Origin of the sequence: Nocardia australiensis, from assembly GCF_020733705.1 — a bacterium.
In the GTDB taxonomy this organism is placed as follows: Bacteria; Actinomycetota; Actinomycetes; order Mycobacteriales; family Mycobacteriaceae; genus Nocardia; species Nocardia australiensis.
Map to the genome: position 1 here is coordinate 60,845 of NZ_JAJFZM010000017.1, position 22,692 is coordinate 83,536.

Sequence of the window (22,692 nt, forward strand, 5' to 3'; positions counted from 1 at the left end):
GGGTGCATACGGCTGTGCAATGTTGTCGTGCAGTTGGGGCGGTGCTGCCTCGAGCAACTCTCGAGCAGTCGCTACCGGCACCCACCCCGAATACACAAAAGGCCAACGGGAAGAGTGTACGTCTCCCCGTCGGCCGTCTCACCAACTACCTGCCAAAGCAGCGAGTCAGCGCTGTTACCTCCGCAGGCCGAGGCGCTCGATCAGCGAACGGTAACGCTGGATGTCGTTGGCCGCCAGGTACTTCGAGAGCCGACGACGGCGACCGATCAGGGCAAGCAGGCCGTGGCGGGTGTGGTGGTCGTGCTTGTGCACCTTCAGGTGCTCGGTGAGGTCGGAGATCCGCTTGGACAGCAGCGCGATCTGGGCCTCCGGCGAACCGGTGTCCTTCTCGTGCAGGCCGTATTCCTTGAGGATTGCCGACTTCTGCTCGGTGGTCAATGCCATGGGGCATCCACTCCTAATTTTTCAGTGCCGCGCTCGGAGACTCCGGTTTCCCGGGTCGGGCGCCACCGCGGACCGCAGCAAACCCGAGGACTCACCCTACCGGACGACTACCGGCAGACCGAATCGCGGTCACCTGCGTCGCCAGGCATCAGGCACCCAGCACTTTGCGAGTGTTCTCGACGTCGCGGCCCATCGCTTCGAGAAGATCCTCGATCGACGCGAACTTGCGCATGCCGCGCAGGTGTTCGACGAAGTCCACCGCGACGTGCTGGCCGTACAGGTCAGCTTCGCCATCGAGGACATGGGCCTCGACGGTGCGGGCTCGCCCGGAGAAGGTCGGGTTGGTGCCGACCGAGATCGCGGCCATCACGCGTTCGCCCGGTGTCACGGTGCCGATGGTCGGGCCGGGGCCGAGCACGGTGAACCAACCCGCGAATACGCCATCGGCGGGGATTGCGGCGTGCATCGGTGGCGCGACATTCGCGGTGGGAAATCCGAGTTCCCGGCCGCGGCCGTCGCCGTGCACCACCACGCCTTCGACCCGATGCGGGCGGCCTAGGGCTTCGGCGGCCGCGGCCATATCGCCCGCGTCGACACAGGCACGAATGTAGGTGGAGGAGAAGGTGACCGCGTGCTCGCCGATCAGCTTCACACCATCGACCTCGAAACCGAAGCGCTCCCCCAGCTCACGCATGGTATCGACGGTGCCTGCGGCCTTCTTGCCGAAGGTGAAGTTGTCGCCGACGACGACCTCGACCACATGCAGTCGCTCGACCAGTAGATCGTGCACGTAGCGGCCAGGTGTCAGTTTCATGAAATCCTGGGTGAACGGCATCACGCAGAACACGTCGACACCGAGTTCCTCGGCCAATTCGGCACGCCGGGCCAGCGTGGTCAGTTGCGCCGGATGTGAACCGGGGCGCACGACCTCCATCGGGTGCGGGTCGAAGGTCATCAGCACCGCCGGAATACCGCGCGCGGCAGCGGACTTCACGGCTTTGCTGATCAGCTGCGCGTGGCCGCGGTGCACTCCGTCGAATACGCCGATCGTGACCACGCATCGCCCCCAGTCTGCGGGGACCTCGTCGAGACTTCGCCATCTCTGCACAGTCCGCAGCCTATCGTGCGCTGCCGGACGCAGTCCGACCGAAGTCCGCGCCGGGCTGGAGCAAGCCGCCGATCGAATGATGCCGGACGTAATGCGACCGAAGTCCGCCGCACCGCAGCCGAGCCCGAGGCAGCTGCCTATCGTGCGGTGCCCGATGTAAACGACGCGCCGCAACGAAGCCGACGATCCGCGGACGCGAATCCGGTAGCGAACAGCATTCGGGCGAGCTGATGTCACACAACGCTTCCGGTCACATATGCAGGCGGTGAATACCGGGGTTCGGCCGCGCGGGGTGTGTGAATTCGCAGGCATATGCATAAGCTCGGGTATGTGCCCGGTAAACGAGATATCGCCACCCGACGCGAGCTGGCCGACACATCGGCGCAGGTGACCGGCAATTCCGCGCAGGCGGTCAGACCGTCCGCACCGGTGGCCGATGCGGCCGGGTCGGGCGGCACCACGACGATGGCACCGGCGCTCTCCTCGGTGGCCCAGGACTATCTGAAGGTGATCTGGACCGCCCAGGAGTGGTCGCAGGAGAAGGTTTCGACGAAATTGCTCGCCGAGCGGATCGGCGTCTCGGCGTCCACCGTTTCCGAGGCGGTCCGCAAACTCGCCGACCAGGGTTTGGTCGAGCACGCCCGCTACGGGTCGATCACGCTCACCGAGAACGGGCGGCTCGCCGCGATTGCCATGGTGCGTAGGCACCGGCTTATCGAGACGTTCCTCGTCAGCGAGCTCGGTTACGGCTGGGACGAGGTGCACGACGAGGCTGAAGTGCTCGAACACGCGGTGTCGGAACTATTGATGGCGCGCATCGACGCCAAACTCGGCTTCCCCGATCGCGATCCGCACGGCGATCCCATCCCATCCGACGACGGCGCGGTCCCGACCCCACCCGCCCGCCAGCTCAGCGACTTCAACGATGGCGAATCCGGCCGCGTCGCAAGAATTTCCGACGCCGACCCGGACATGCTGCGCTACTTCGATTCAGTGGGGATCGCACTGGACACACCGATCACCGTCGTCGAACGCCGCGACTTCGCGGGCACCATCGCCATCCGCATCGGCACCGGCACCAGCACCAGCCCCACCGACCTCGGCCGCCCCGCCGCCGAGGCCATCTGGCTCACCTCCGCCGACTGACCGCACGTCAGCCGTCGAGGCCGCTGAGGTAGAGCCCAGTGGAGTCGACGCCGACCGCAGTTGCCGAGGCGAACAACGTTTGGTGGACAACAGTGCGCGCGGTGCCAGGGAACCGTCGCCCCCTGCAAGGGCCTCGGCGAGCGGCCACACCTGATCGCAGTGGGCTCCCGGTAATGCCGCTGATCGGCACCTGCGCACTGTGCGGTCATCCGATTGCGGCGCACCGGAATCGGGCAGGGTGAACCAGCGAGATCACACGCACCCGTATCGGTCACACCGCCGCACCACTGTCAGCCGTGCACCACAAGCTCGGCGACGCGCTGCGCGATTGCGGTTCCGAGATCGGTTGTGGTGGCGGTGCCGCCGAGGTCCGCTGTGCGGATGTCGCCTTTGTCGAGGACATCGCAGACGGCGCGGTCGATCGCGGCAGCCGCGTCGTGTTCACCCAGTTGCTCGAGCATCATGGCGGCGGCGAGGATCTGGGCTACCGGATTGGCGATGCCCTGACCTGCGATGTCGGGGGCACTGCCGTGTACGGCCTCGAACATCGAGGGGGCGTCGCCGGAGGGGTTGATATTGCCGGAGGGTGCCATACCGAGTCCGCCGGTAACGGCGGCGGCCAGATCGGACAGGATGTCGCCGAACAGGTTCGAGCCGACGATCACGTCCAGACGGTCGGGGTGCAGCACAATTTCGGCGGCGAGTGCGTCGACGTGCATTTGCCTGGTCTCGACCCCGGGATACTCGGTGGCGATCCGCTCGAAGACGCTATCCCAGTACGGCATCGAGTGGATGAGCCCATTCGATTTGGTGGCCGAGCACAACCTTCCGCCGCGTTGGGCGGCGCGTTCGAATGCATAGCGGATGATCCGTTCACAGCCGACGCGGGTGAACACCGATTCCTGCAGTACGAATTCGTCGGGGCGACCGGGGTTATGTGTGCCGCCGATTTCGGAATATTCTCCTTCGGAGTTCTCTCGCACGATAAGAATGTCCAGGTCGGCGGCGGTTCGATCGCGCAACGCCGATTCGGTGCCGGGCAGTAGTCGCACCGGGCGCAGGTTGACGTACTGACCGAAGGCACGACGCAGTGGAATCAGCAGACCCCACAGCGAGATATGGTCGGGAACCCCCGGGAAGCCGACCGCGCCCAATAGGATCGCGTCGAATTCGGTGAGCCGGTCCGGTCCGTCGGCGGGCATCATCGCGCCGGTGCGCAGGTAATTCTCACAGGACCAATCGAATTCGGTCCATTCGATGCCGGGCAGGGCCGCGTCGAGCACGCGGATGGCCTCGGCGGTCACATCGACGCCGATGCCGTCACCTGGAATGGTCGCGACGCGGTATCTACTCACCCGGGCTCCTCACAGCTTCACTCCGATGTACTTGGTCTCGAGGAATTCGTCGATACCGGTGAGACCACCTTCGCGGCCCAAACCGGATTCCTTGACTCCGCCGAACGGTGCGGCCGGATTCGACACGACTCCCTGGTTCAGTCCAACCATTCCGGTCTCCAGAGCCTCACACACACGCAGCCCGCGGCGCAGGTTCTCGGTGAACACGTAACCCACCAGGCCGTATGGGGTGTCGTTGGCTCGGGCGATGACCTCGGCTTCGGTGTCGAATTCCGTGATGGCGGCGACCGGACCGAAGATCTCGGTGTGGCACATCTGGGCATCATCGGGCACACCGGTCAGCACCGTCGCGGGATAGAAAGTGCCGGGGCCGGGAATTTCGGAACCTCCGGTGAGCACGGTCGCGCCACGCGCGCACGCGTCGGCGACCAGCCGGTGCACCTTGGCGACCGCGTCCGCGTCGATGAGCGGACCGACCACGACCCCCGGCTCCGTACCGGGTCCCATTGGCATGGCGGCGAGCCGCTCGGCGAGCCTGCGGCCGAATTCCGGTGCGGTAGCGCGTTGCACGAAGATCCGGTTCGCCGCGGTACACGCCTGGCCGATGTTGCGCATCTTCGCCGCGATGGCTCCCTCGATCGCCTCGTCGAGGTCGGCGTCGTCGAACACGATGAACGGCGCGTTGCCACCGAGCTCCATCGAGGTGCGCATGACCGTGCGTGCGCACTGCTCCAGCAACAGCTTCCCGACGGCCGTCGAGCCGGTGAACGACAGTTTGCGTGAGCGCGGATCGTCGATCATCGGTGTCATCAGTGCGCGCGGATCGGTGGTGGTGACCACGTTGACCACTCCGGCCGGTACGCCGGCCCGGTGCAGGATTTCGGCAAGGGCCAGCATCGACAGCGGCGTCTGCTCGGCCGGTTTGACCACACAGGTGCATCCGGCGGCCAGCGCGGGACCGATCTTGCGTGTCCCCATGGCCATGGGGAAATTCCACGGCGTAATGAGCAGGCTTGGACCGACCGGCTGCTTGGCTACCAGGAAGCGTGATCCACCCGCCGGGGCGGGCATATAGCCACCATCGAGCCGGACGGCCTCCTCCGCGAACCAACGGAAGAACTCTGCGGCATAAGCGATTTCGCCGCGCGCCTCGCCCAGCGGCTTGCCCATTTCCAGCGTCATGATCAGCGCGAGACGCTCGGTGTCCTCGAGCAACAACCGGTGCGCGCGCATCAGGATTTCGCTGCGAGCGCGGGCCGAGGTGGCCGCCCACTCGGCCTGCGCTCCGGCCGCGGCTGCCAGGGCATCGAGTCCGTCGGCGGGTGCCGCGTCGGCGACGGTGCACAGCGTCTGCCCGGTCGCGGGGTCGATGACCGGCAGCCGCGCGGACGTATCCCGCCACTGCCCGCCGATGAACAGATCCGTCGGCACGGTATCGATCGCGGCCCGCTGCGCCGCGGTCAGGGTGGTTTCGGTGAGCGTCACCGATGGCTCCTTTCATCCCCGGCGCAGCTTTCACCATTGCTGCGACCCCTGCGCTCATGTTATGCATATTGTCGACAATCCGACAATATGCAATTTTCGGATGTTCGCTCGAACCCACGCGTTCACCGGAGGTGGATCACCATGACCGAGCTATCCCCCGTCCTGAAGCAGGCCACCCCTGTGACCGTCGACCACGGCGCGGGCTGCTACCTATATGACATCGACGGACGTCGTTACCTCGACTTCACGGCGGGCATCGGCGTCACCAGTACCGGGCACTGCCACCCGCACGTCGTGGCCGCCGCTCAGGCCCAGGTCGCGAGCCTGATCCACGGTCAGTACACGACCGTCATGCATCGGCCGCTGCTGGAACTGACCGAACGGCTCGGCGCGGTTCTACCCGACGGTCTGGACGCGCTGTTCTTCGCGAACTCCGGCAGTGAGGCGGTCGAGGCGGCGTTGCGTCTGGCCAGGCAGGCGACCGGACGACCGAACGTCATCGTCTTCCACGGCGGCTTCCACGGCCGCACCGTCGCCGCTGCCACCATGACAACCTCGGGCACGCGATTCTCCGCCGGCTTCAGCCCGCTCATGTCCGGCGTACATGTCGCGCCGTTCCCCACCGCGTTCCGCTACGGCTGGACCGAGGAGGAAGCCACCGATTTCGCGCTGCGCGAACTCGACTACATTCTCGCCACCCTCACCTCGCCCGCCGAGACCGCCGCGTTCGTAGTCGAACCGGTGCTGGGCGAGGGCGGATACATCCCCGGCAACAGCGCCTTCTTCCACGGGCTGCGCGAACGTGCCGACCGGCACGGGATCCTGCTCGTGTTCGACGAGATCCAGACTGGGTTCGGACGGACCGGAAAATTCTTCGGGCACCAGCACTTCGGCGTGCGACCGGACGTCATCACCATCGCGAAGGGACTGGCCAGCGGATTCCCGCTGTCGGGTATCGCGGCGTCGCGGGAGCTGATGGCAAAGGCGTGGCCCGGATCCCAGGGCGGGACCTACGGTGGCAATGCCGTCGCGTGCGCGGCGGCGGTGGCTACCCTCGACGTCATCGAATCCGAGGATCTGGTGGGCAACGCCGCCGCGCGCGGCGCGCAACTGATCGCCGGTGTCCGCGCGGGCGCGAGTAAGGCGATCGGCGATGTTCGTGGTCTCGGCCTGCTCGTCGGATCCGAATTCACCACTGCGACAGGAGAACCCGACACCGAAACCGCCTCGGCCGCACAGCGGCTCGCGGTGGACAAGGGTCTGCTGCTGCTCACCTGCGGCGCACACATGAATGTGGTCCGCATGATTCCCCCGCTGATCGTGACCGAAACCCAGATCGACGACGCACTGGCGATCTGGTCCGAGGTAGTCGCCGAGCTGTAGGCAGGTCGTTCGGCAACCAACCCCGCCCACGCTCGTCCGACGAGCGGCGACAGGAAGCAGGATCCATGGCCCGATACATGACCATCACGCTGACCAAGGCCGGGGTGAGCTGCCGCGCCCGGCTACTCGACACCGAGGCGCCGGGCACCTGCGCGGCCGTGTGGAACGCCTTGCCGCAGGAGGGTGATGCCTTCCACGCCAAGTACGCCCGCAACGAGGTATACGCGCTGGTGCCACGCATCGGCGCGGCACCGCACCGGGAGAATCCGACCGTCACCCCCATTCCGGGCGATGTGTGCCTGTTCGATTTCGAGCCCTGGGAGATCGGCAACCCGGCCTACGGCTATGAGACCGGATCGACCGCGCACCACAATCAGGGCGCAACCGATCTTGCCCTGTTCTATGGCCGCAACAACCTGCTGATCAACGGCGATATGGGCTGGGTGCCCGGCAATGTATTCGCCACTATCGAGGATGGTCTCGCCGATATCGCCGCGGCGTGCAACGCGCTGTGGCTGCACGGCGTGCAGGGCGAGACTCTCGCTTTCGCGCGAGCCTGACCCGGCATCCGCCCCCGTCGCGCCTACACCAGTACACCCTCGGCGTAGCGCGCGACGGCAAGGACCAGGTCGTCTGAGTGACGCGGTCCGATGATCTGCAGTCCGACCGGCATTCCCGCCCGAGTGGTCCCGGCGGGGATGCTGACCGCGGGCTGCTGGGTGAGATTGAACGGATAGGTGAACGGCGTCCACTCCGGCCAGCCGTGCATATCACTGCCGGGTGGGACATCGTGACCGGCCTCGAACGCCGTAATCGGCATAGTCGGAGTGATCAGGACGTCGTGGGCGGTGTGGAAGGCGCCCATGGTGATGCCAACCTCGGCAGCCACGTTGCGGGCGTCGAGATATTCGACGGCGCTGACGGTTTCACCATGTTCCCAGACCGTCCGCAGGCCCGGGTCCACCCGATCGCGGGTGCCGTCGGGGAACCTCGACAGCATCGTGGCGGCGCCAGCGGCCCACAGCAGTTCGAACGCCTCGCGCGGGTCACCGAAACCGGGATCGGCGGCGATGACCCGCAGGCCCGCCTCCTCCAACAGACGCACCGCAGCGTCGACGATCGCGGCAACCTCGGCATCGACGGTCGCGTAGCCGAGAGTGGGCGAGTAGCCGACGGTGAGACCGCGTACGTCGCGTTGCATCTGGCTACGGAAGGTGGTCACGGTGGGTGCGAGGGCGGTCGGGTCGCGCGGATCCGGCAGCGAGAGAATGTCCATGAGCAACGCCGTGTCCTCGACCGTGCGGGTCATCGGCCCGGCGTGCGCGAGCGGACCGAACGGGCTCGCCGGATACAACGGAATCCGCCCGTGCGTCGGTTTGAAACCCACGATGCCGCAGAACGCGGCCGGAATGCGAATGCTGCCGCCGCCATCGGTGCCGACCGAGACCGGTCCCATCCCGCCCGCGACGGCGGCGGCGCTGCCACCCGATGACCCGCCCGCCGTCGTCGCCGGATCGGCCGGATTACGGGTGATGCCGGTCAGCGGGCTGTCGGTGACCGCCTTCCACGCGATCTCAGGTGTTGTCGTCTTGCCGAGGAAGACCATTCCGTCCTCACGCAGCCGGGCGGCCACGGGGCTGTCCACCAGCCACGGCCCGGCCGGGTCGATCGAGGTGGAGCCGCGCCGCGTCGGCCACCCCTCGGTGAGGAAGATGTCCTTGATCGAGATCGGGACTCCGTCGAGCAGACCGCGGGCATGTCCCGAATGCCACCGCGCCTCGGAGTCCTTGGCTTGGACCAGGGCGCGATCGGAATCCACCAGGCAGTAGGCATTCAAATCACCGTCTCGCGCAGCGATGGCCTCGAGGATCGTCTCTGTCGCCTCGACCGGCGAAAGTATGCCGGCCGCATAGGCCGACGCCAGCTCGACCGCCGTCATCGCGGCCGGTTCGGTGGGGATGTTGATGTCGGGGTAGCTCATAGCTGCGCTGCTCCTTCAGCCGGGTACATACCCCAGCTTCTTGTCGACCACGTTGGCCAGTGGACGGCTGGCCAACCATTTGTCGAAATTCTCGGTGAACACGGTGACGATCTCGCGGCGCCAGCCGATGAAATCTCCGGAATTGTGCGGGGTGATATGCACATTCGGCAGATCCCACAGCGGGTGATTCGCCGGCAGCGGTTCCGGATTCACCACGTCCAGGGCCGCTCCTGAGATCGCTCCATTACTCAGCGCGGCGACGAGATCGTCGGTAACTACGAGTTCCCCGCGGCCGACGTTGACAAACCTCGCGTGCGGCTTCATCGCGGCGAAAGCCCTGGCATCGAACATATTCCGGGTCTGCGGTGTCAGCGGGGCGATCGCGATGACGTAGTCTGCGGCGGGCAGTTCGGCGTAGAGGTCATCGCCGACCGTGCCGAAATCCGGGTCCGTTGCGCGCGCCTGCCTGCCTACCGCGCGGACACTCATCCCCACGGCGTGCAGCAGCCGCGCGATGGTACGTCCGATCGATCCGGTGCCGACGATCAGCGCGGTGGCGCCCGCTACCCGCTCGGATTCGCGATGGCGCCATTCATGACGTTGCTGCAGACGCAGCGAACCGGGCAGGTCTTTGGCGAAGCCGAGAATCTGGCCGAGCACGTATTCGGCGATGGCCCCGTCGAAGACACCACGGGTGTTGGTGACCAACACGTCGCTGGCCTGTAGCTCGGGAAACATCACCGGGTCGACCCCGGTCGCACCCATATGCAGCCAGCGCAGTCGATCGGCGGCATGCCAAGCACCGGGCAGCGCCCGCGTCAGGAAGTCGTAGACAAATAGGACATCGGCGCCACGCAGTGCTCGCGCGAGCTCCGATGCCTCGGCGTAGCGCACGACAGCTCGGCTCGCGACCGGGGCCATGAGGTCCGGGGCGGGCATGCTGTCACTGTGCAGGACGGTGACAACTGGACCCTGTTCCACGTTGACACACTAAAATCACATCGTATGATTGTCAACAATCCGATCGTGTTCGGAGGTCTACCTGGCTGAGCGCGAGAGGGGCCGAAGTGGAACTCAGCTTCCCCGACATCGAGGGCCCCGTCGCACAACGCGGCATCGGGATCATCGCACCATTCGACCTAGCGCTCGAACGCGAGCTATGGCGCTGGGCGCCCCTGGAAGTGAGTCTGCACCTGGCCCGGACGCCCTACGAACCGGTCCCGGTGTCGTTGGCGATGGCCGAGTTGGTGTCCAACCCCGCGCATCTGACCGCCGCGACCCGCGATGTATTGCACGTGGAGCCGGAAGTGGTTGCCTACCTGTGCACCTCGGGCAGTTTCATCAAAGGGCTGGCCTATGAGAAATCGCTGCGGGAAACGATCTGCCTGGCCGGAGCACCGGACGCGGTCACCACCTCAGGCGCACTGGTGGAGGTGATCCGGCACCTCGACCTCACCAAAATATCTGTCATCACGCCCTACGACGAGATACTCACCCACAAGCTGCACGACTTCCTCGGTGAGGCCGGATGCGAGGTGATCCGTTCCGATCATCTCGGTTTGGGTGGTGGTATCTGGAAGGTCAACTATCGCACCATTGCCGAACGCATCATCGGCGCCGATGATCCCGAGGCCCAGGCCATCTTCGTCAGCTGTACCAACCTGCCCACCTATGACGTCATCGAGCCGCTGGAAAAGGCCCTCGGCAAGCCCGTGCTCACCGCCAACCAGCTCACCATGTGGGCGTGTCTCGGCCGGATGAAGCTGCCCATGATGGGTCCGGGAAAGTGGCTACTCAACGTTTTCTGAAATGGAAGTACATCGCATGCAGGCACCCACCGTCGGTTTCATCTACCCCGACCACGCGGCCGAGGATGATTACCCGCACGCCGCGGCGGCACTCGGCGTAGCGCTGCCGGTCGCTCACATCTACGGCACCGACCTGCACGCCGTTCCCGAACTGCTCGATCTGGGCAGCCCGGACAAACTGCGTCACGGCGCCGAATTGCTCGCGCCGCACCGGCCCGCAGCGGTGGTATGGGCTTGCACCTCAGGCAGTTTCGTTTACGGACCCCGCGGTGCCCGCGAGCAGGTTCGCGCACTGGCCGAGGTTGCGGGTGTGCCTGCGTCGAGCACCAGCCTTGCCTTCGTCGAGGCCGCACGGGCGCTCGATGTGAGGACCGTCGCCATCGCGGCCAGCTATCCCGACGCGGTCGCGCGATTATTCGTAGAGTTCCTCGCCGACGCCGGGATCGAGGTGGTCTCCATGTCGAGCGCGGGCATCGACACCGCCGCCGAGGTCGGCACGCTGGACTCGGACGCGGTGCTGCGGCTGGCACGCACCAACGACCACCCCGACGCGGCGGCCCTGCTGATCCCCGACACCGCCATGCACACCCTTGCGGTGCTCCCCGAATTGGAAACAGCACTGGGCAAACCGGTACTCACCGCCAATCAGGTCACCATCTGGGAGGGGCTGCGGTTGGCCGACACAGACCCGACGGCCACGACCCTCGGTACCCTATTCTCGGAAAGGCGGACCCATGTCGGTCCTTGATTTCGAGCCGGTCAACCAGCAGTCGACCGCGGAGATGATCGCTGATCGCCTGCGCGAGGCGATCATGCGCGGCAGCCTGGAACCAGGCACCCAGCTCGGCGAGGCCGACCTGGCGGCTCAATTCGCGGTATCGCGCGGTCCGGTTCGAGAAGCGATGCAGCGCTTGGTATCCGAGGGGCTGCTGCACAGTATCCGCAATCGAGGCATCTTCGTCATAGATCTCACCGTCGACGATGTCGTCGATATATACCGCGCGAGGACCGCGATCGAAAGCGGGGCGCTCGCACTGATTCTCGACGGCCGCCGGGACATCGCGTATGCGGCACTCGAGCCCAGCGTCGCCGATATGTGCGCCCAGGCCGAGGGCGGCGACGCCGTTGGCGTATCCGACGCGGATCAGGCTTTCCACGAGGCGCTCGTCGAGGCCGCAGCGAGCCCGCGGCTGGTGCGCGCGGCGCGAACCCTGCTGATCGAGACCCGAATGTGCCTTGGCGCCTTGCAGACAACGTATCCAGACCTGTGCGAACAGGCCGACGAGCACGTACGACTGCGCGAGGCGATCGGCTCCGGCCCGGTGCGGCACGCCCGCGCGCTGCTCGTCGAGCATATGGATGACGCAGTGCATCGGCTGTGCGGCCAACACAGCCCGGGCTGACCCGCGCGCTCGGCACGGCACGAGCGCGCATATCGGAGCGATCAGCGGGTGGCTCGGATCACCCGACGGCAGGCGCTGTTGGCGCGGGCATCGTTGTCGCGGTGCGCTTTTCGGTGGCGGTGGCGAGCCAGAAGAACACCGGCGGCAGCACGATTTCAATGACGGTCAGCACAATCTGGAACCAGTGCGGCCACCCGTACACCGCCAGCGAGATCAGCCTGCCGACCGCGCCGAGCAGGAATACACCGGCGAGCCACCGGATCGCGGCCAGTGAGATCGGCGCCTGACGGGCGGCCCAAATCCACAGCGCGCCGTAGCCGACGAAAATCGCGCCGAAGAAGCGGGATTGACTGTCGGCGGTCACGCCCGAGGAACCCATATCGGGAACCCCGTCGATGCCGAGTGCCATGTGAAAGAGGCCGATCGCCACGCAGGCGACGCCCATCGTCACGGTGAGCCATTTGAGCGCCGCAGTCATGAGATTCCTCCGTTAGCGCGGACGTATTCGGCTGGTGCGCCGCGGATTTCGAATCTCAGGCAACACCGCCATCTAGTAGACGTCCGTCTACTAATAAGTAGACTACGACGCTTTGTAGACGCACGTCAACTAAGCTATCGAAGATGACCGCTCGCCGACGCCTCGCACCTGACGAACGCCGCCGCCTGCTGCTCGACGCGGGCGCGAAACTGTTCGCGGAACGCACCTACGACGCGGTGCTGATGGAAGATGTCGCGACGGCGGCAGGCATCTCCCGGGCCCTGCTCTACCGGCATTTCCCGACGAAAAGAGACCTCTTCGCGGCTGTCTATCAACTGGCGGCGAACCAATTGCTCGTGACGACAAAGCTCGATACCGAAACCCCGCTGCCCGATCAGCTCGCCGCCGGGCTCGATATCCACTTCGACTACTTCGAGGCCAACGCCCAGGCCGTGATCACCGCCAATAAAGTGCTGGCCGCCGATCCAACCATCCAGGCCATCATCACCGGTGAACTCGGCGAACTCCGACGCCGCCTGCTAGACGTGATCGGCGTCGAGGGCCCCCTCCGAGACAAGACCTCGACGGTCCTCATGGGTTGGCTGACCTTCGTGCGAGTGCTATCCATCGACTGGCTGGAAAACCACACCGTCTCCCGCACCGAACTCCGCAGGGTCTGCGTCGGCGCACTGGTCGGCGCACTGGAACCCATCCTCGAGCACACCCCGGCCGCGCCGGACGAATAATGGAAGACCTTCGCCGATAGTGCTCGGACACAACGACACTAGAGCTGATCGAGGTTCGAAGGACGCTCGACCATCACAAACACGTCGCCCTTTCGGGCTCTGGCAGCAACAACACGATGCCGCGACCATGCCGATCAAACACAGCTTCGGGCACACACTTCGGAGGCAAGGCAGCTAACCGGGGGCAGTCCCGACCGCCAAACCCCGGGGTCCCGCACGTCCCCCCATTACGCACCCACTCGCCACAACAAAAGCCTCCGATCCAAACGGATCGCCAACCCCCAAGCGCCGCACGAGCCCCCACACGCGCCCACTCGCCATGACCCATTTCGAGTGCAGCGAGACCGAGCCACCCAACTGCTAAAGCACGGCCACCTAATTGGGCACAGAAACGATCAGTGCCGCACGAGCCCACTTACGTGCCCACTAGGCACGACAACAGTTTTCAGCGTAGCGAAAGCGAGTCTCTCGGCTGCCGAAGCACGAGACCTACCTGTATACAGAAACAGTCGGTGCCGCACCAACCCCCCATACGCACCCACTCGCCACAACAACAGCTTCCGAGCGAAGCGAGACCGAGCCCTAAAGTTCGCGGCCGGCTCGCGTCCGAGGGGCAAATACGATGCGACGCAGGAGCAAGTATTTGCCCCTCGGACGCGAGCCAGAGGGGGCCGCGAACACGCAGCGCCGCAGGCGCTGCCAAACAACACAGCCGCGAACACGCCGCGCCAGCGGCCAAAAAACACAGCACTACAGATTCGATGGACGCACAACCATCACAGACGCGGCGCGCTTGCCACTCTCCTGAACCAATGCGATCGCGCGCCCCTGCGGATCGATGGCAGCGTACACACCGGCGATTCCGACGGGCTCGAGCCAGCGGCCGTTACGGAGGTCGTTCGCCTGTGTGTCGTCGATATCGCGGTGCGGGAAGGCGGTTCGAATGGCGTCGTCCATGCCGAGGCTCAGCAGCGAATCGCCCGATTCGGCCGCGACCGCCAACTCCTCCAGTGTGCGGGCATGCTCGAGCGTGAACGGGCCGACCCTGGTGCGACGCAATGCGGTCAGATGTCCACCGACTCCAAGGGCAGCGCCGAGGTCGCGGGCGAGGGCGCGCACATAGGTGCCCGACGAACATTCGACTTCCACGTCGAGATCGACGAATGCGCCGTCCGAAATATCGTGGCGGGCAAGGATGGCGAAGCGTGACACCGTGACCGGTCGCGCCGCGAGGCGCACTTCTTCGCCGGCGCGATGCCGGGCATAGGCCCGCTCGCCGTCGACCTTTATGGCGCTGACGGTAGCCGGGACCTGTTCGATGTCGCCGGTGAGTTCGGCTGTGTGCGCGGCGATTTCGGCATCGGTCAGGTGGATAGCCGAGGTGGTCGTCAGCTCCTCCCCCTCGGCGTCGTCGGTGCTTGTCGCCCGGCCGAGCCTGATGGTCGCCGTGTATGCCTTGGTGGTGAGGGTGAGCAAGCCGAGTAGCTTGGTGGCGCGCTCCACGCCGAGCACCAGCACTCCGGTCGCCATCGGGTCGAGTGTGCCCGCATGCCCGACCTTCTTGGTGTGCAACAGTTTCCGACACTTTGCCACGACGTCGTGGCTGGTCCAGCCGCCGTCCTTGTCGACGATCAGCAGACCACCGAGACCATCGGTGCCCGCCATCAGCCGTGCACGATCGCGGTCAGGATGCGGCCGTCGCCGATCATCCAGCGGCCGTCGAACGATGTCAGTGCGACACCGCCGTCGGAGGTCTGTCCTGGCACCAGCAGATCGCTGTGAAAGGTTCCGGTGGCGTCGGCGTCGGAGCTGTCGTCGATGGTGAAGGTAATGTGCGCGTCCTCGAAGCCGAGCCAGCGTGCGGTCAGCGGCCACCACGCCTTGTACGTGGCCTCCTTGGCACAGAACAGTAGTCGGTCGAAGTGCAGGTCGGCGATGGAACTGTCGGCGAGGACGTCGCGCAACCAATCTCGCTCCGGTGCCAGGCTGACCGATTCCAGCACGCCCTCGGGCAGCGGTCCGTGCGGCTCCGCATCGATGCCGACCGACCGGAACCGCATCTGGTGCGCCAGCGCCGCCGCCTGGTATCCCTCGGTATGGGTCAAGCTTCCGACGATCCCGCGCGGCCACACCGGCGCACCCCGCTCGCCCTTGCCGATCGCCACCTGTGACTCCCCCAACTGGGCCAGGGCCAGGCGAGCGCAATGCCGAGCACCGATGAAGTCGCGGCGTCGCTTCTCCACCGATTTCGCGATGAGATGCTCCTCCGCGGGATGCGGCTTCAGATCCTTCGGGTACTCCAGTAGCTCAGCGGTGGCCACACCCGTGGGCACAATGTTCTCGATCATCAGCGACGAGCGTAGTCGAGCGCACCCGGTCAGGATTCCAGTGCCGCGATCACACTCGCCGAATCGGCCACAGCGCGCGGTCTACTCAGCGGCCCGGACCGAACGGCCCGGCGCTACAAACCGCGCCGCTGCTGTGCCTTGTTTCGCATCTCGTCCGCCGCGGCCTCCATTTCGGGAGTCACCTTGAAATGGCCACCCCATGAGTTCAGCGCTCCCGGCGGATATACCGGGGTGGGCAGGATTTGACGCAGCAGCTGATCGGGCAGACCACGACGCTGCCATTCGCGGGGATAGCCGAGGGAAACCTCTTCGAAGCGGACACCGTCGTAATAGGTGGTACGCGGGATGTGCAGATGGCCGTACACCGAGCAGACCACGTTGTAGCGGGTGTGCCAGTCGGCGGTGCGGTCGGTGCCGCACCACAGCGCGAACTCCGGGTAGAAGAGCACGTCGGTGGGCTGGCGCACCAAAGGAAAATGGTTGATCAACACCACCGGTGTTCCCGGCGCGAGCGCATCGAGTTTCCGCTGGGTGACCTGGACACGGGCGTGACACCACGCGTCGCGCGTCGCGTACGGGTCCGACGAGAGCAGGAACTCGTCGGTCGCCACGACATTGCGGTCCCGGGCGACGGCCAGTCCCTCCGCCTTGGTGGTGGTGCCCTGCGGCAGCCACGAATAGTCATAGAGCAAGAACATCGGCGCCAGGGTCACCGACCCGCCGTATTCCTCCGCCCCGGCCCCCGCCCATACCGGGAATGGATCCTCGGGTGTCAGCACATCCAGATCCCGGCATATCGACACCAGATAGTCGTACCGCGCGGCACCGTGCATCTGTACGGGATCCTTCACCGTGGTCCACAGTTCGTGGTTGCCCGGTACCCAGATCACCTTCGCGAATCGGCTGCGCAACAACTCCAGCGCCCACCGGATGTCGTCGGATTTCTCCCCCACGTCCCCGGCCACGATCAGCCAGTCCTCCGGCGAATCCGCCCGAATCTGTTCGACCACCGGACGATTCCCCTGGTGGCCGACATGAACGTCGCTCACCGCCATCAACTTGGGTATCACCACACCTACCTTGGCACAGATGCCGCGACTGCCGCTGTCCGGCTCGCACGAACACCGCCGCCCCGACGGCCGACCGCACCGTCGACAGTATTGTCCAGCCGGGACTGACGGTTTCCGATCGCTCGGTTCGCCCGGCGACAGTCGTGGTGCGCAGATACGTCGAGCCCTGAAGCCCGGGTAAGGCAGCCAGCACCGTGGCCGTGATCAGGCCGCGCTGGGAGCCTTACCCGGCACCTCGGTTCCCACCTGAGCCCAGCGACCTGATTCGGCTCGCCACACCACCGCCATCAGCCGCAACACCATGAAAGCCACCAGACCCGACCATATTCCGGCGAGGCCCCAGTCGAATACCAGCGACAGCCAGATCGCGGGCAGGAAGCCGAGCACCGCCGCACCAAGAGTCGTGGTCCGCAGGTAAGCGGCGTCGCCGGCACCGAGCAGGACACCGTCGAGGGCGAAGACGATGCCCGCGACGGGGATGATGGCCACGAAGAACCACCAGGCGATATGGGTGCGATCGAGCACGGCGGGGTCGTCGGTGAACAGTTTCGGGATCAGCACCGCGCCCGCGGCGAAACATGCGGCCAGCATCAATGCGAAGATCTCCGACCACCAGGTGACGCGGCGCGCCAGTCGGCGTGCGCCGCGCGCGTCACCGGCGCCGAGCGCCGCCCCGACCAGAGTCTGCGCGGCGATCGCGAGCGAATCCAGGGTCAGCGCAAGGAAATTCCAGAGCTGAAGGACCAACTGGTGCGCGGCCACCGAGGCGGCGCCGAAGCGCGACGCGACCGCCGCCGCGGAAACGAAACAGGCTTGGAAGGCGAGACTGCGCATGATCAAGTCACGGCCGAGCACCAATTGCGCGCACATCACCGTCCAGTGCGGCACCAGCGAAACGCGCGCACGCACGATCGCCATCAGGAACAGCATCGCCGTCACAGACTGACCGGCGACATTCGCTACCGCGGAGCCGGGTAGTTCCAGCCGTGGTGCGCCGAGCAGACCGTGCACCAGGATCGGACACAGCACGCCCGAAACCGATAGCCCGGCAACCACGAACGCCAGCGGCCGTCGTGTCTGCTGTACCCCGCGCAGCCAACCGTTGCCCGCCATCGCGACCAGGATCAACGGAACACCGAACAATGCGATCCGCACCCATCGCAGCGCCTGTTCTGCAATATCCCCGCCGCCCGCGATGGCGCTGGTCAATGGCACCGCGAAGATTTGCACCACAGCAAGAATCAGCGTGCCGAGTGCCACCGCGATCCACGTCGCCTGCACACCTTCGGCCACGGCGCCGCGCTCATCCCCCGCCCCGTGCCTACGCGCGGCACGCGCCGTGGTGCCGTAGGACAGGAAGGTCAGCTGCGAACTCACCTGCGCCAGAATCAATCCACCAACCGCCAGGCCCGCCAGCGCCAAGGCTCCGAGCCGCCCGACCACCGCGAGATCGAACAGCAAGTAGATCGGCTCGGCGACCAGAACCCCGAGCGTCGGCACCGCGAGCCCGAGAATGCGTCGAGGTCCGGCCGCGGCCGCCGGATCGGAGTGCCCGTATTCGTTCCCGTCGACGACTGGGCTGCTCGGGTCCTCGATACTCACGAATACCTCCCCATCACCGACTGTCACCGTCGCACAAGATATACCGCTGCGGCACGACAACCATCCTGTGCCGGAACTCGACGGGCAGCGCCGAGCGCTGTACGACACCGAAGGCCGCCATCCAGAGGTCCCGTGCCCGACCCACCATCCCGGTCGCGCGGACCGCGCCTCGAATACCCTGATCGCGACCGATTCCGATGGTCACTGAGCCGGCCCGAGCAGGTGCCGCAACCGGTCGACATCACATCGACGGGAAAATGCTGCCTGGCTGCCGGCGTCCGAGTGGTGAATGAGTCCGGGCTCGATCGAGTGCCCGGGATGGCCGCGCCGCCACACAGCCATGTTCAGGGCATTGGACACCAGCGTGACCATCTTCGTGGCCGATACGGTCCATCCGGTCCAGGTCGACACGTAGGTGAAATCGGCTACCCATACCAGATTCGGTGCATCGGCGGTGAAGTCGCTGTTGAGTTTGTCCCCTGCACGCACGCCGTCCTTCCCTCCACTCCCAGCGTGGTGGTGGGCGCCGGGATCGTCGTTACCGGGATCGCGGTGGACGATGTGGTCACCGCATCGAGGGCGGCGGCCGGTGTCGATCGCAGGCGCAGCGGGTCGACGGTGCGCAGCGAGAGCGCCGCGACCACCGCGGCGAAGGTGGCCGCGGCCACGTGCCAGAAGTTGTACAGGCCGTGGTTCCCGTCCGGGTTGAAGATCAACATCAACCAGGTACACAGGCCGACCAGCACCATCAAGGTGGTGGTGGACAGGGCGAATCCGGCGGCCAACGCCAGCGGCCACGAGTAGTACCAGGGCAGCGCGGCGGGAGACAGGATGACGATGCAGACAAACGCGATCATGATGCCTAGCACGGCCTCGCGCTCACTGTGTTTGAACCGCCACCAAGTCCAGGCCAGGGTCGCGGCGAGGACGAGCATGCAGATCGCCCGGATCGGGTCGATGACCTGATCTCGCGTCAGCGGGGTCACCCAGGTGACCATATGGGCTAGGAGGGTCGGCAACGACAGCCAGTTGAATATCTTCTTCGATCCGGATAGTGCGGTCAGCCAGCCGATCCCCACGCCCGCAACTGCCGAGGCCGCCACGAACACCACGGTGAATACGGTCAGGCCGAGCCCGGCGATCCGGGCGAACATCGCGAGCGGGTGCGGCAGCACCTCACCGCCGGCGTCATCGTCTGCGGCGCTTTCGGCAGGCAGCGCGGCGCGGCGCTCCCGTTCGTGCACCATCCAGATCCACACCAGGAAGGGCAGCGCTATACCGGCTGTGGCTTTGATCGCCACCGCGATCGCGAGCACCACGATGCCCGCGACATGATGACGTTCCAGCACCAACGCGATCGCCGCGCACATCAGCCCGACCATCAGCAGCTCGTTGTGCACGCCGCCGATCAGATGGATCAGCACCAGCGGGTTCAGTACTGCCAGCCACAGCGCAACCGTCGGCTTACCGCCCAGATGCTTGGTCAGATAGGGGACCGCCCACGTCATCAGCACCAGGCCGGGCAGCATCACCAGCCGCAGCGCGATCGTCCCGGCCACCACGCTGTCGCCGGTGACGGCGGTGATGGCGCGGCCGATCAGCAGGAAGATCGGGCCGTACGGCGCCGTGGTGGTGGTCCAGACGGAGCTCACATTGTCCAGCAGCACACCGGGATTGGCGACCGGGCCGACCGCATATGGGTCGAAGCCGTCGCGCAGCAGTGCGCCCTGGGCCAGGTAGGAGTAGGCGTCGCGGCTGAACATGGGAGCCGCGAAGAGCAGTGGGAAGGTCCAAATGCCCACAATGGCCCGTAGTTCGTTCAGCGTCACCTCGGCACCGGGGCGGTCACCAGCCCCGATAGTGGTGCGGCCGAGCCGCACCCAGGAGATGATCATCAGCAGCACGCCGATCCAGATGAGGATCGTGGACAGCGCGTAGCCGTGGCCGAAGCGCATCCAGGACAGGTGTAGGGCTTCCAGCAGCGGGTCGTGTATGCGGGTGGCTCCTGCGCCGAAGCCGCCGAAGGTGATCATGATCGCGCCGAGGAAACCCCATAACGCCGCATGCCCCTCGGCGCTGCGGGCGAAGTCGGCGGAAGTGCGCATCCAGTAGCGGAACCCGGACCGTGGCGCAGCGTCAACAACGGGGTCGGAGCTGCGGTCGGCCGCACTATGGGGTGCTGTGGTTATCGAACCATTCATCTTGGGTGCGGCAACAGCGCGGGTTTCGGGGTATGCCATGTGTTGTCGGTCCCCCCGGAATGGTTGGCGGTCGCAACCGCGAGCGGAAGGTCGGTGCCTCGTTTACGGCTTTACTGCCGCACCCTATCCCGCCGGTGCTCGCGGCATCGACTCTAGCGTGCCCGGGGGCACCGAGCACGCGGTTTGCCGCCGGTTTCCCGGACAGCATTGTGGTGGGCAGCACAATGTCCGGAGTGGTGCCGCAACCGGCGTGGTTGAATCCGCCCTGTGCACGCGGGTCAGGTCGTTCACCCGAGGGCAGCCAGCAGCGCGGCGACAATGGTTTCCGGGGTGCCATCGGTGGTGTATCCGGCGGCGAAACGGTGGCCGCCGCCACCGAGCGCGGTCGCTATCTCCGCAACATCGACACCATCGTGCGCGCCGGGTGCGCTGTCACGCGAGCGCAACGACACGATCCAGCGGTCGGAGACGGTGCGCGACTGTTTGAAGACCGCCGCCACCCCCGCCTCTGCCGTGGTGCGGACGATATCCACGACACTCTCCACCTCTTCCGAACGCACGTCGGCCACCTCATCGCGGCGTACGAACACGTACACCAGCCCGATGCCGCCGCGTGCCTCGGGCACCAACTCGGCGGTGCCGAGCACGCGCGAGAGCATCGGAAGCCAATGGAACGTATGCGTATCCATCAGCGTGCGGGAGATCTCCGCGCCATCGATGCCGGTGGACAACAGCCGCTCGGCCAGCAGATGGGTTCCGGGACGAACCCACCGGAACGAACCGGTGTCGGTAACCAGCCCGGCGAACAAACAGTGGGCAAGTTCAGGATCGATCGGCACCGGCCATTCGTCGAGGACACGCATGACGATGCTGGTCGTCGACTCCGCGCTGGGGTCGATGATGTTGATCTTCCCGAATCTGGTGTTGGAGCGGTGATGATCGAGTACCAATATCGTTGCGGCACCAGGCAATCGATCGGCCAGCGCACCGAGCCTGCCGACGCTGCCGCAATCCACCGCGACGAGCAGATCCACCTCGTGGGGCACCTGCTCAGGCGCGACCAAATGGTGCACGCCCGGCAGCGAACGCATGGACAATGGCAGCTCGGCCGGTTCCGCGAACGACACCCACACCGGGACGCCACGACGATGCAGCACCAGCGCCAATGCCAGCCCGCTGCCGATGGTGTCGGCATCGGGCTGGACATGACAAACAATCGTCACCGACCGCGCCGCCGTCAGCGCTGCGACCGCGGCGCCGAGATCCAACGTCCCGGCATCGACCGCTTCGGGCATCGTCGTCATCAGATACCGCAAGTCACTCGTCGGTGTCGCGTTCGACCTTGTAGGGGTCGGAATCACCGGCATGAGTGGCATTCGCCGCCACCTTCGCCACCGCCTCGTCGGCGGCTCTGGCCTTGGCCAGTAGCTCTTCCATATCCCGCGCGACATCGGGAACCTTGTCGAGCACGAAGGCCAGCGTCGGGGTGAACTTCACGCCGGTTCCGGCGCCCACCTTCGAACGCAGCACGCCCTTCGCCTTCTCCAGGCCCGCGGCGGCACCCGCGTAATCCGGTTCGGTGTCCAGGGTTTCACCCAGCACCGTGTAATACACCGTCGCCTCGCGCAGATCGCCGGAGACCTTGGCGTCGGTGATCGTCACGAAATTGAGCCGCGGATCCTTCACCTCGTGTTCGATCGCGGTCGCCACGATCGCGGAAATCCGCTTGGCGAGTCGGCGTGCCCTGGCTTGATCCACCATGGCTGAACCCTCCTCACTACTAACTTGTTCAGCTTGTCAGTCTTCGGGCCCGAAGATCCTGCGGCGCACTGCCAGCAACTCTAGCTCCGGACGGGCGGCAACGTGCCGCTCACACTTGTCGAGTACCTCGGTAAGGTGATCCATTCCGGCACTGACCATGGCGACTCCCAGCAGCGAGCGGCGATGCCGATCGTGCTCCCCGCCCTCAGTGGCGCTCACGCCGAAGCGCTGCAATTCAGCCAAAACCGGCCGGATCACCGAGCGCTTCTGCTTCAGCGAATGAACATCGCCGAGCAGGATGTCGAACTCCAGTGCACCGAGGTACACGCACACCTCTTCAGTTCTGCGATATCGAAACAATGGAACCGGTAGA

General features: G+C 65.8%; 24 protein-coding genes. 8 read left to right on the forward strand and 16 right to left on the reverse strand.

Annotated elements, in window-relative coordinates; all coding sequences use genetic code 11:
• Positions 1-174: 174 nt before the first annotated feature.
• Both rpsO and LKE06_RS29540 read right to left on the reverse strand, forming a co-directional pair.
• Positions 175-444, reverse strand: coding sequence for a 30S ribosomal protein S15 (gene rpsO / locus LKE06_RS29535; protein WP_014986888.1), 270 nt, complete (start codon positions 442-444; stop codon positions 175-177).
• 148 nt (positions 445-592) lie between these two features.
• Positions 593-1,552: a bifunctional riboflavin kinase/FAD synthetase gene (locus LKE06_RS29540; RefSeq protein WP_228002689.1), complete on the reverse strand. Its 960-nt coding sequence runs from the start codon at positions 1,550-1,552 to the stop codon at positions 593-595.
• A 465-nt stretch (positions 1,553-2,017) separates the two neighbouring features.
• Between LKE06_RS29540 and LKE06_RS29545 the strand changes: the two genes are divergently transcribed.
• Entirely contained in the window at positions 2,018-2,698 is a 681-nt protein-coding gene (locus tag LKE06_RS29545) for a metal-dependent transcriptional regulator (RefSeq protein ID WP_228003257.1), read from the forward strand.
• 290 nt (positions 2,699-2,988) lie between these two features.
• On the opposite strand, the gene LKE06_RS29550 is transcribed toward LKE06_RS29545, so the two are convergent.
• Together LKE06_RS29550 and LKE06_RS29555 are read right to left on the reverse strand one after the other, a co-directional pair.
• Positions 2,989-4,053, reverse strand: coding sequence for a tartrate dehydrogenase (locus LKE06_RS29550; protein WP_228002691.1), 1,065 nt, complete (start codon positions 4,051-4,053; stop codon positions 2,989-2,991).
• Positions 4,054-4,062: 9 nt separating this feature from the next.
• On the reverse strand, positions 4,063-5,484 hold the full coding sequence (locus LKE06_RS29555; protein WP_372477456.1) for an NAD-dependent succinate-semialdehyde dehydrogenase: 1,422 nt from the start codon (positions 5,482-5,484) through the stop codon (positions 4,063-4,065).
• Between the two features lie 195 nt (positions 5,485-5,679).
• On the opposite strand from LKE06_RS29555, the gene LKE06_RS29560 reads away from it, so the two are divergent.
• A complete protein-coding gene (locus LKE06_RS29560; RefSeq protein ID WP_228002692.1) occupies positions 5,680-6,921 on the forward strand; it encodes an aspartate aminotransferase family protein in 1,242 nt (413 codons plus the stop codon).
• Between the two features lie 65 nt (positions 6,922-6,986).
• Positions 6,987-7,481: a DUF3830 family protein gene (locus tag LKE06_RS29565; RefSeq protein ID WP_228002693.1), complete on the forward strand. Its 495-nt coding sequence runs from the start codon at positions 6,987-6,989 to the stop codon at positions 7,479-7,481.
• A 23-nt stretch (positions 7,482-7,504) separates the two neighbouring features.
• Here LKE06_RS29565 and LKE06_RS29570 read toward each other — a convergent pair whose 3' ends face one another.
• Together LKE06_RS29570 and LKE06_RS29575 are read right to left on the reverse strand one after the other, a co-directional pair.
• Positions 7,505-8,887, reverse strand: a complete 1,383-nt coding sequence (locus LKE06_RS29570) for an amidase (protein WP_228003259.1) — start codon at positions 8,885-8,887, stop codon at positions 7,505-7,507.
• Positions 8,888-8,917: 30 nt separating this feature from the next.
• Positions 8,918-9,883, reverse strand: a complete 966-nt coding sequence (locus LKE06_RS29575; protein WP_228002694.1) for a D-2-hydroxyacid dehydrogenase — start codon at positions 9,881-9,883, stop codon at positions 8,918-8,920.
• An 86-nt stretch (positions 9,884-9,969) separates the two neighbouring features.
• On the opposite strand from LKE06_RS29575, the gene LKE06_RS29580 reads away from it, so the two are divergent.
• The 3 genes from LKE06_RS29580 to LKE06_RS29590 are packed head-to-tail and all read left to right on the forward strand — an operon-like array spanning position 9,970 to position 12,113.
• The gene (locus tag LKE06_RS29580) at positions 9,970-10,710 is read left to right on the forward strand and encodes a maleate cis-trans isomerase family protein (protein ID WP_228002695.1); all 741 of its coding nucleotides are present in this window, start codon (positions 9,970-9,972) and stop codon (positions 10,708-10,710) included.
• Between the two features lie 16 nt (positions 10,711-10,726).
• Complete coding sequence (locus LKE06_RS29585) at positions 10,727-11,458, forward strand: maleate cis-trans isomerase family protein (RefSeq protein ID WP_228002696.1); 732 nt, start codon at positions 10,727-10,729, stop codon at positions 11,456-11,458.
• Positions 11,445-12,113, forward strand: a complete 669-nt coding sequence (locus LKE06_RS29590) for a GntR family transcriptional regulator (protein WP_228002697.1) — start codon at positions 11,445-11,447, stop codon at positions 12,111-12,113. Before LKE06_RS29585 ends, LKE06_RS29590 begins: the two co-directional genes overlap by 14 nt.
• Before the next feature lie 58 nt (positions 12,114-12,171).
• On the opposite strand, the gene LKE06_RS29595 is transcribed toward LKE06_RS29590, so the two are convergent.
• Positions 12,172-12,591 (reverse strand): DUF4345 domain-containing protein, encoded by a 420-nt coding sequence (locus tag LKE06_RS29595; protein ID WP_228002698.1) that lies wholly within the window; start codon positions 12,589-12,591, stop codon positions 12,172-12,174.
• A 143-nt stretch (positions 12,592-12,734) separates the two neighbouring features.
• Between LKE06_RS29595 and LKE06_RS29600 the strand changes: the two genes are divergently transcribed.
• A complete protein-coding gene (locus LKE06_RS29600) occupies positions 12,735-13,337 on the forward strand; it encodes a TetR/AcrR family transcriptional regulator (RefSeq protein ID WP_228002703.1) in 603 nt (200 codons plus the stop codon).
• Positions 13,338-14,087: 750 nt separating this feature from the next.
• On the opposite strand, the gene truB is transcribed toward LKE06_RS29600, so the two are convergent.
• From truB to LKE06_RS29620, 4 genes are all read right to left on the reverse strand, one after another.
• Complete coding sequence (gene truB, locus LKE06_RS29605; protein WP_228002704.1) at positions 14,088-15,002, reverse strand: tRNA pseudouridine(55) synthase TruB; 915 nt, start codon at positions 15,000-15,002, stop codon at positions 14,088-14,090.
• Positions 15,002-15,685, reverse strand: a complete 684-nt coding sequence (gene npt / locus LKE06_RS29610; protein ID WP_228002706.1) for a 4'-phosphopantetheinyl transferase Npt — start codon at positions 15,683-15,685, stop codon at positions 15,002-15,004. The genes truB and npt overlap by 1 nt, the downstream gene beginning before the upstream one ends.
• A 113-nt stretch (positions 15,686-15,798) precedes the next feature.
• Positions 15,799-16,755, reverse strand: coding sequence for a metallophosphoesterase family protein (locus tag LKE06_RS29615; protein ID WP_228002707.1), 957 nt, complete (start codon positions 16,753-16,755; stop codon positions 15,799-15,801).
• Positions 16,756-16,959: 204 nt separating this feature from the next.
• On the reverse strand, positions 16,960-18,270 hold the full coding sequence (locus LKE06_RS29620; protein ID WP_228003260.1) for an MATE family efflux transporter: 1,311 nt from the start codon (positions 18,268-18,270) through the stop codon (positions 16,960-16,962).
• Positions 18,271-18,424: 154 nt separating this feature from the next.
• On the opposite strand from LKE06_RS29620, the gene LKE06_RS29625 reads away from it, so the two are divergent.
• Positions 18,425-18,565 carry a hypothetical protein gene (locus tag LKE06_RS29625; RefSeq protein ID WP_228002708.1) on the forward strand — a complete coding sequence of 47 codons (141 nt, stop codon included), beginning with the start codon at positions 18,425-18,427 and terminating at the stop codon, positions 18,563-18,565.
• On the opposite strand, the gene LKE06_RS29630 is transcribed toward LKE06_RS29625, so the two are convergent.
• The 5 genes from LKE06_RS29630 to LKE06_RS29650 form a co-directional block, all read right to left on the reverse strand.
• Positions 18,559-18,846, reverse strand: coding sequence for a hypothetical protein (locus LKE06_RS29630; RefSeq protein ID WP_372477462.1), 288 nt, complete (start codon positions 18,844-18,846; stop codon positions 18,559-18,561). The genes LKE06_RS29625 and LKE06_RS29630 overlap by 7 nt on opposite strands.
• Positions 18,783-20,558, reverse strand: a complete 1,776-nt coding sequence (locus LKE06_RS29635; RefSeq protein ID WP_372477457.1) for an alpha-(1->6)-mannopyranosyltransferase A — start codon at positions 20,556-20,558, stop codon at positions 18,783-18,785. The genes LKE06_RS29630 and LKE06_RS29635 overlap by 64 nt, the downstream gene beginning before the upstream one ends.
• 287 nt (positions 20,559-20,845) lie before the next feature.
• Positions 20,846-21,862: a DHH family phosphoesterase gene (locus tag LKE06_RS29640; protein ID WP_228002709.1), complete on the reverse strand. Its 1,017-nt coding sequence runs from the start codon at positions 21,860-21,862 to the stop codon at positions 20,846-20,848.
• A 13-nt stretch (positions 21,863-21,875) separates the two neighbouring features.
• Positions 21,876-22,319 carry a 30S ribosome-binding factor RbfA gene (gene rbfA / locus LKE06_RS29645; RefSeq protein WP_228002711.1) on the reverse strand — a complete coding sequence of 148 codons (444 nt, stop codon included), beginning with the start codon at positions 22,317-22,319 and terminating at the stop codon, positions 21,876-21,878.
• A 36-nt stretch (positions 22,320-22,355) separates the two neighbouring features.
• Positions 22,356-22,646: a DUF503 domain-containing protein gene (locus tag LKE06_RS29650; protein WP_228002713.1), complete on the reverse strand. Its 291-nt coding sequence runs from the start codon at positions 22,644-22,646 to the stop codon at positions 22,356-22,358.
• Positions 22,647-22,692 lie beyond the last annotated feature (46 nt).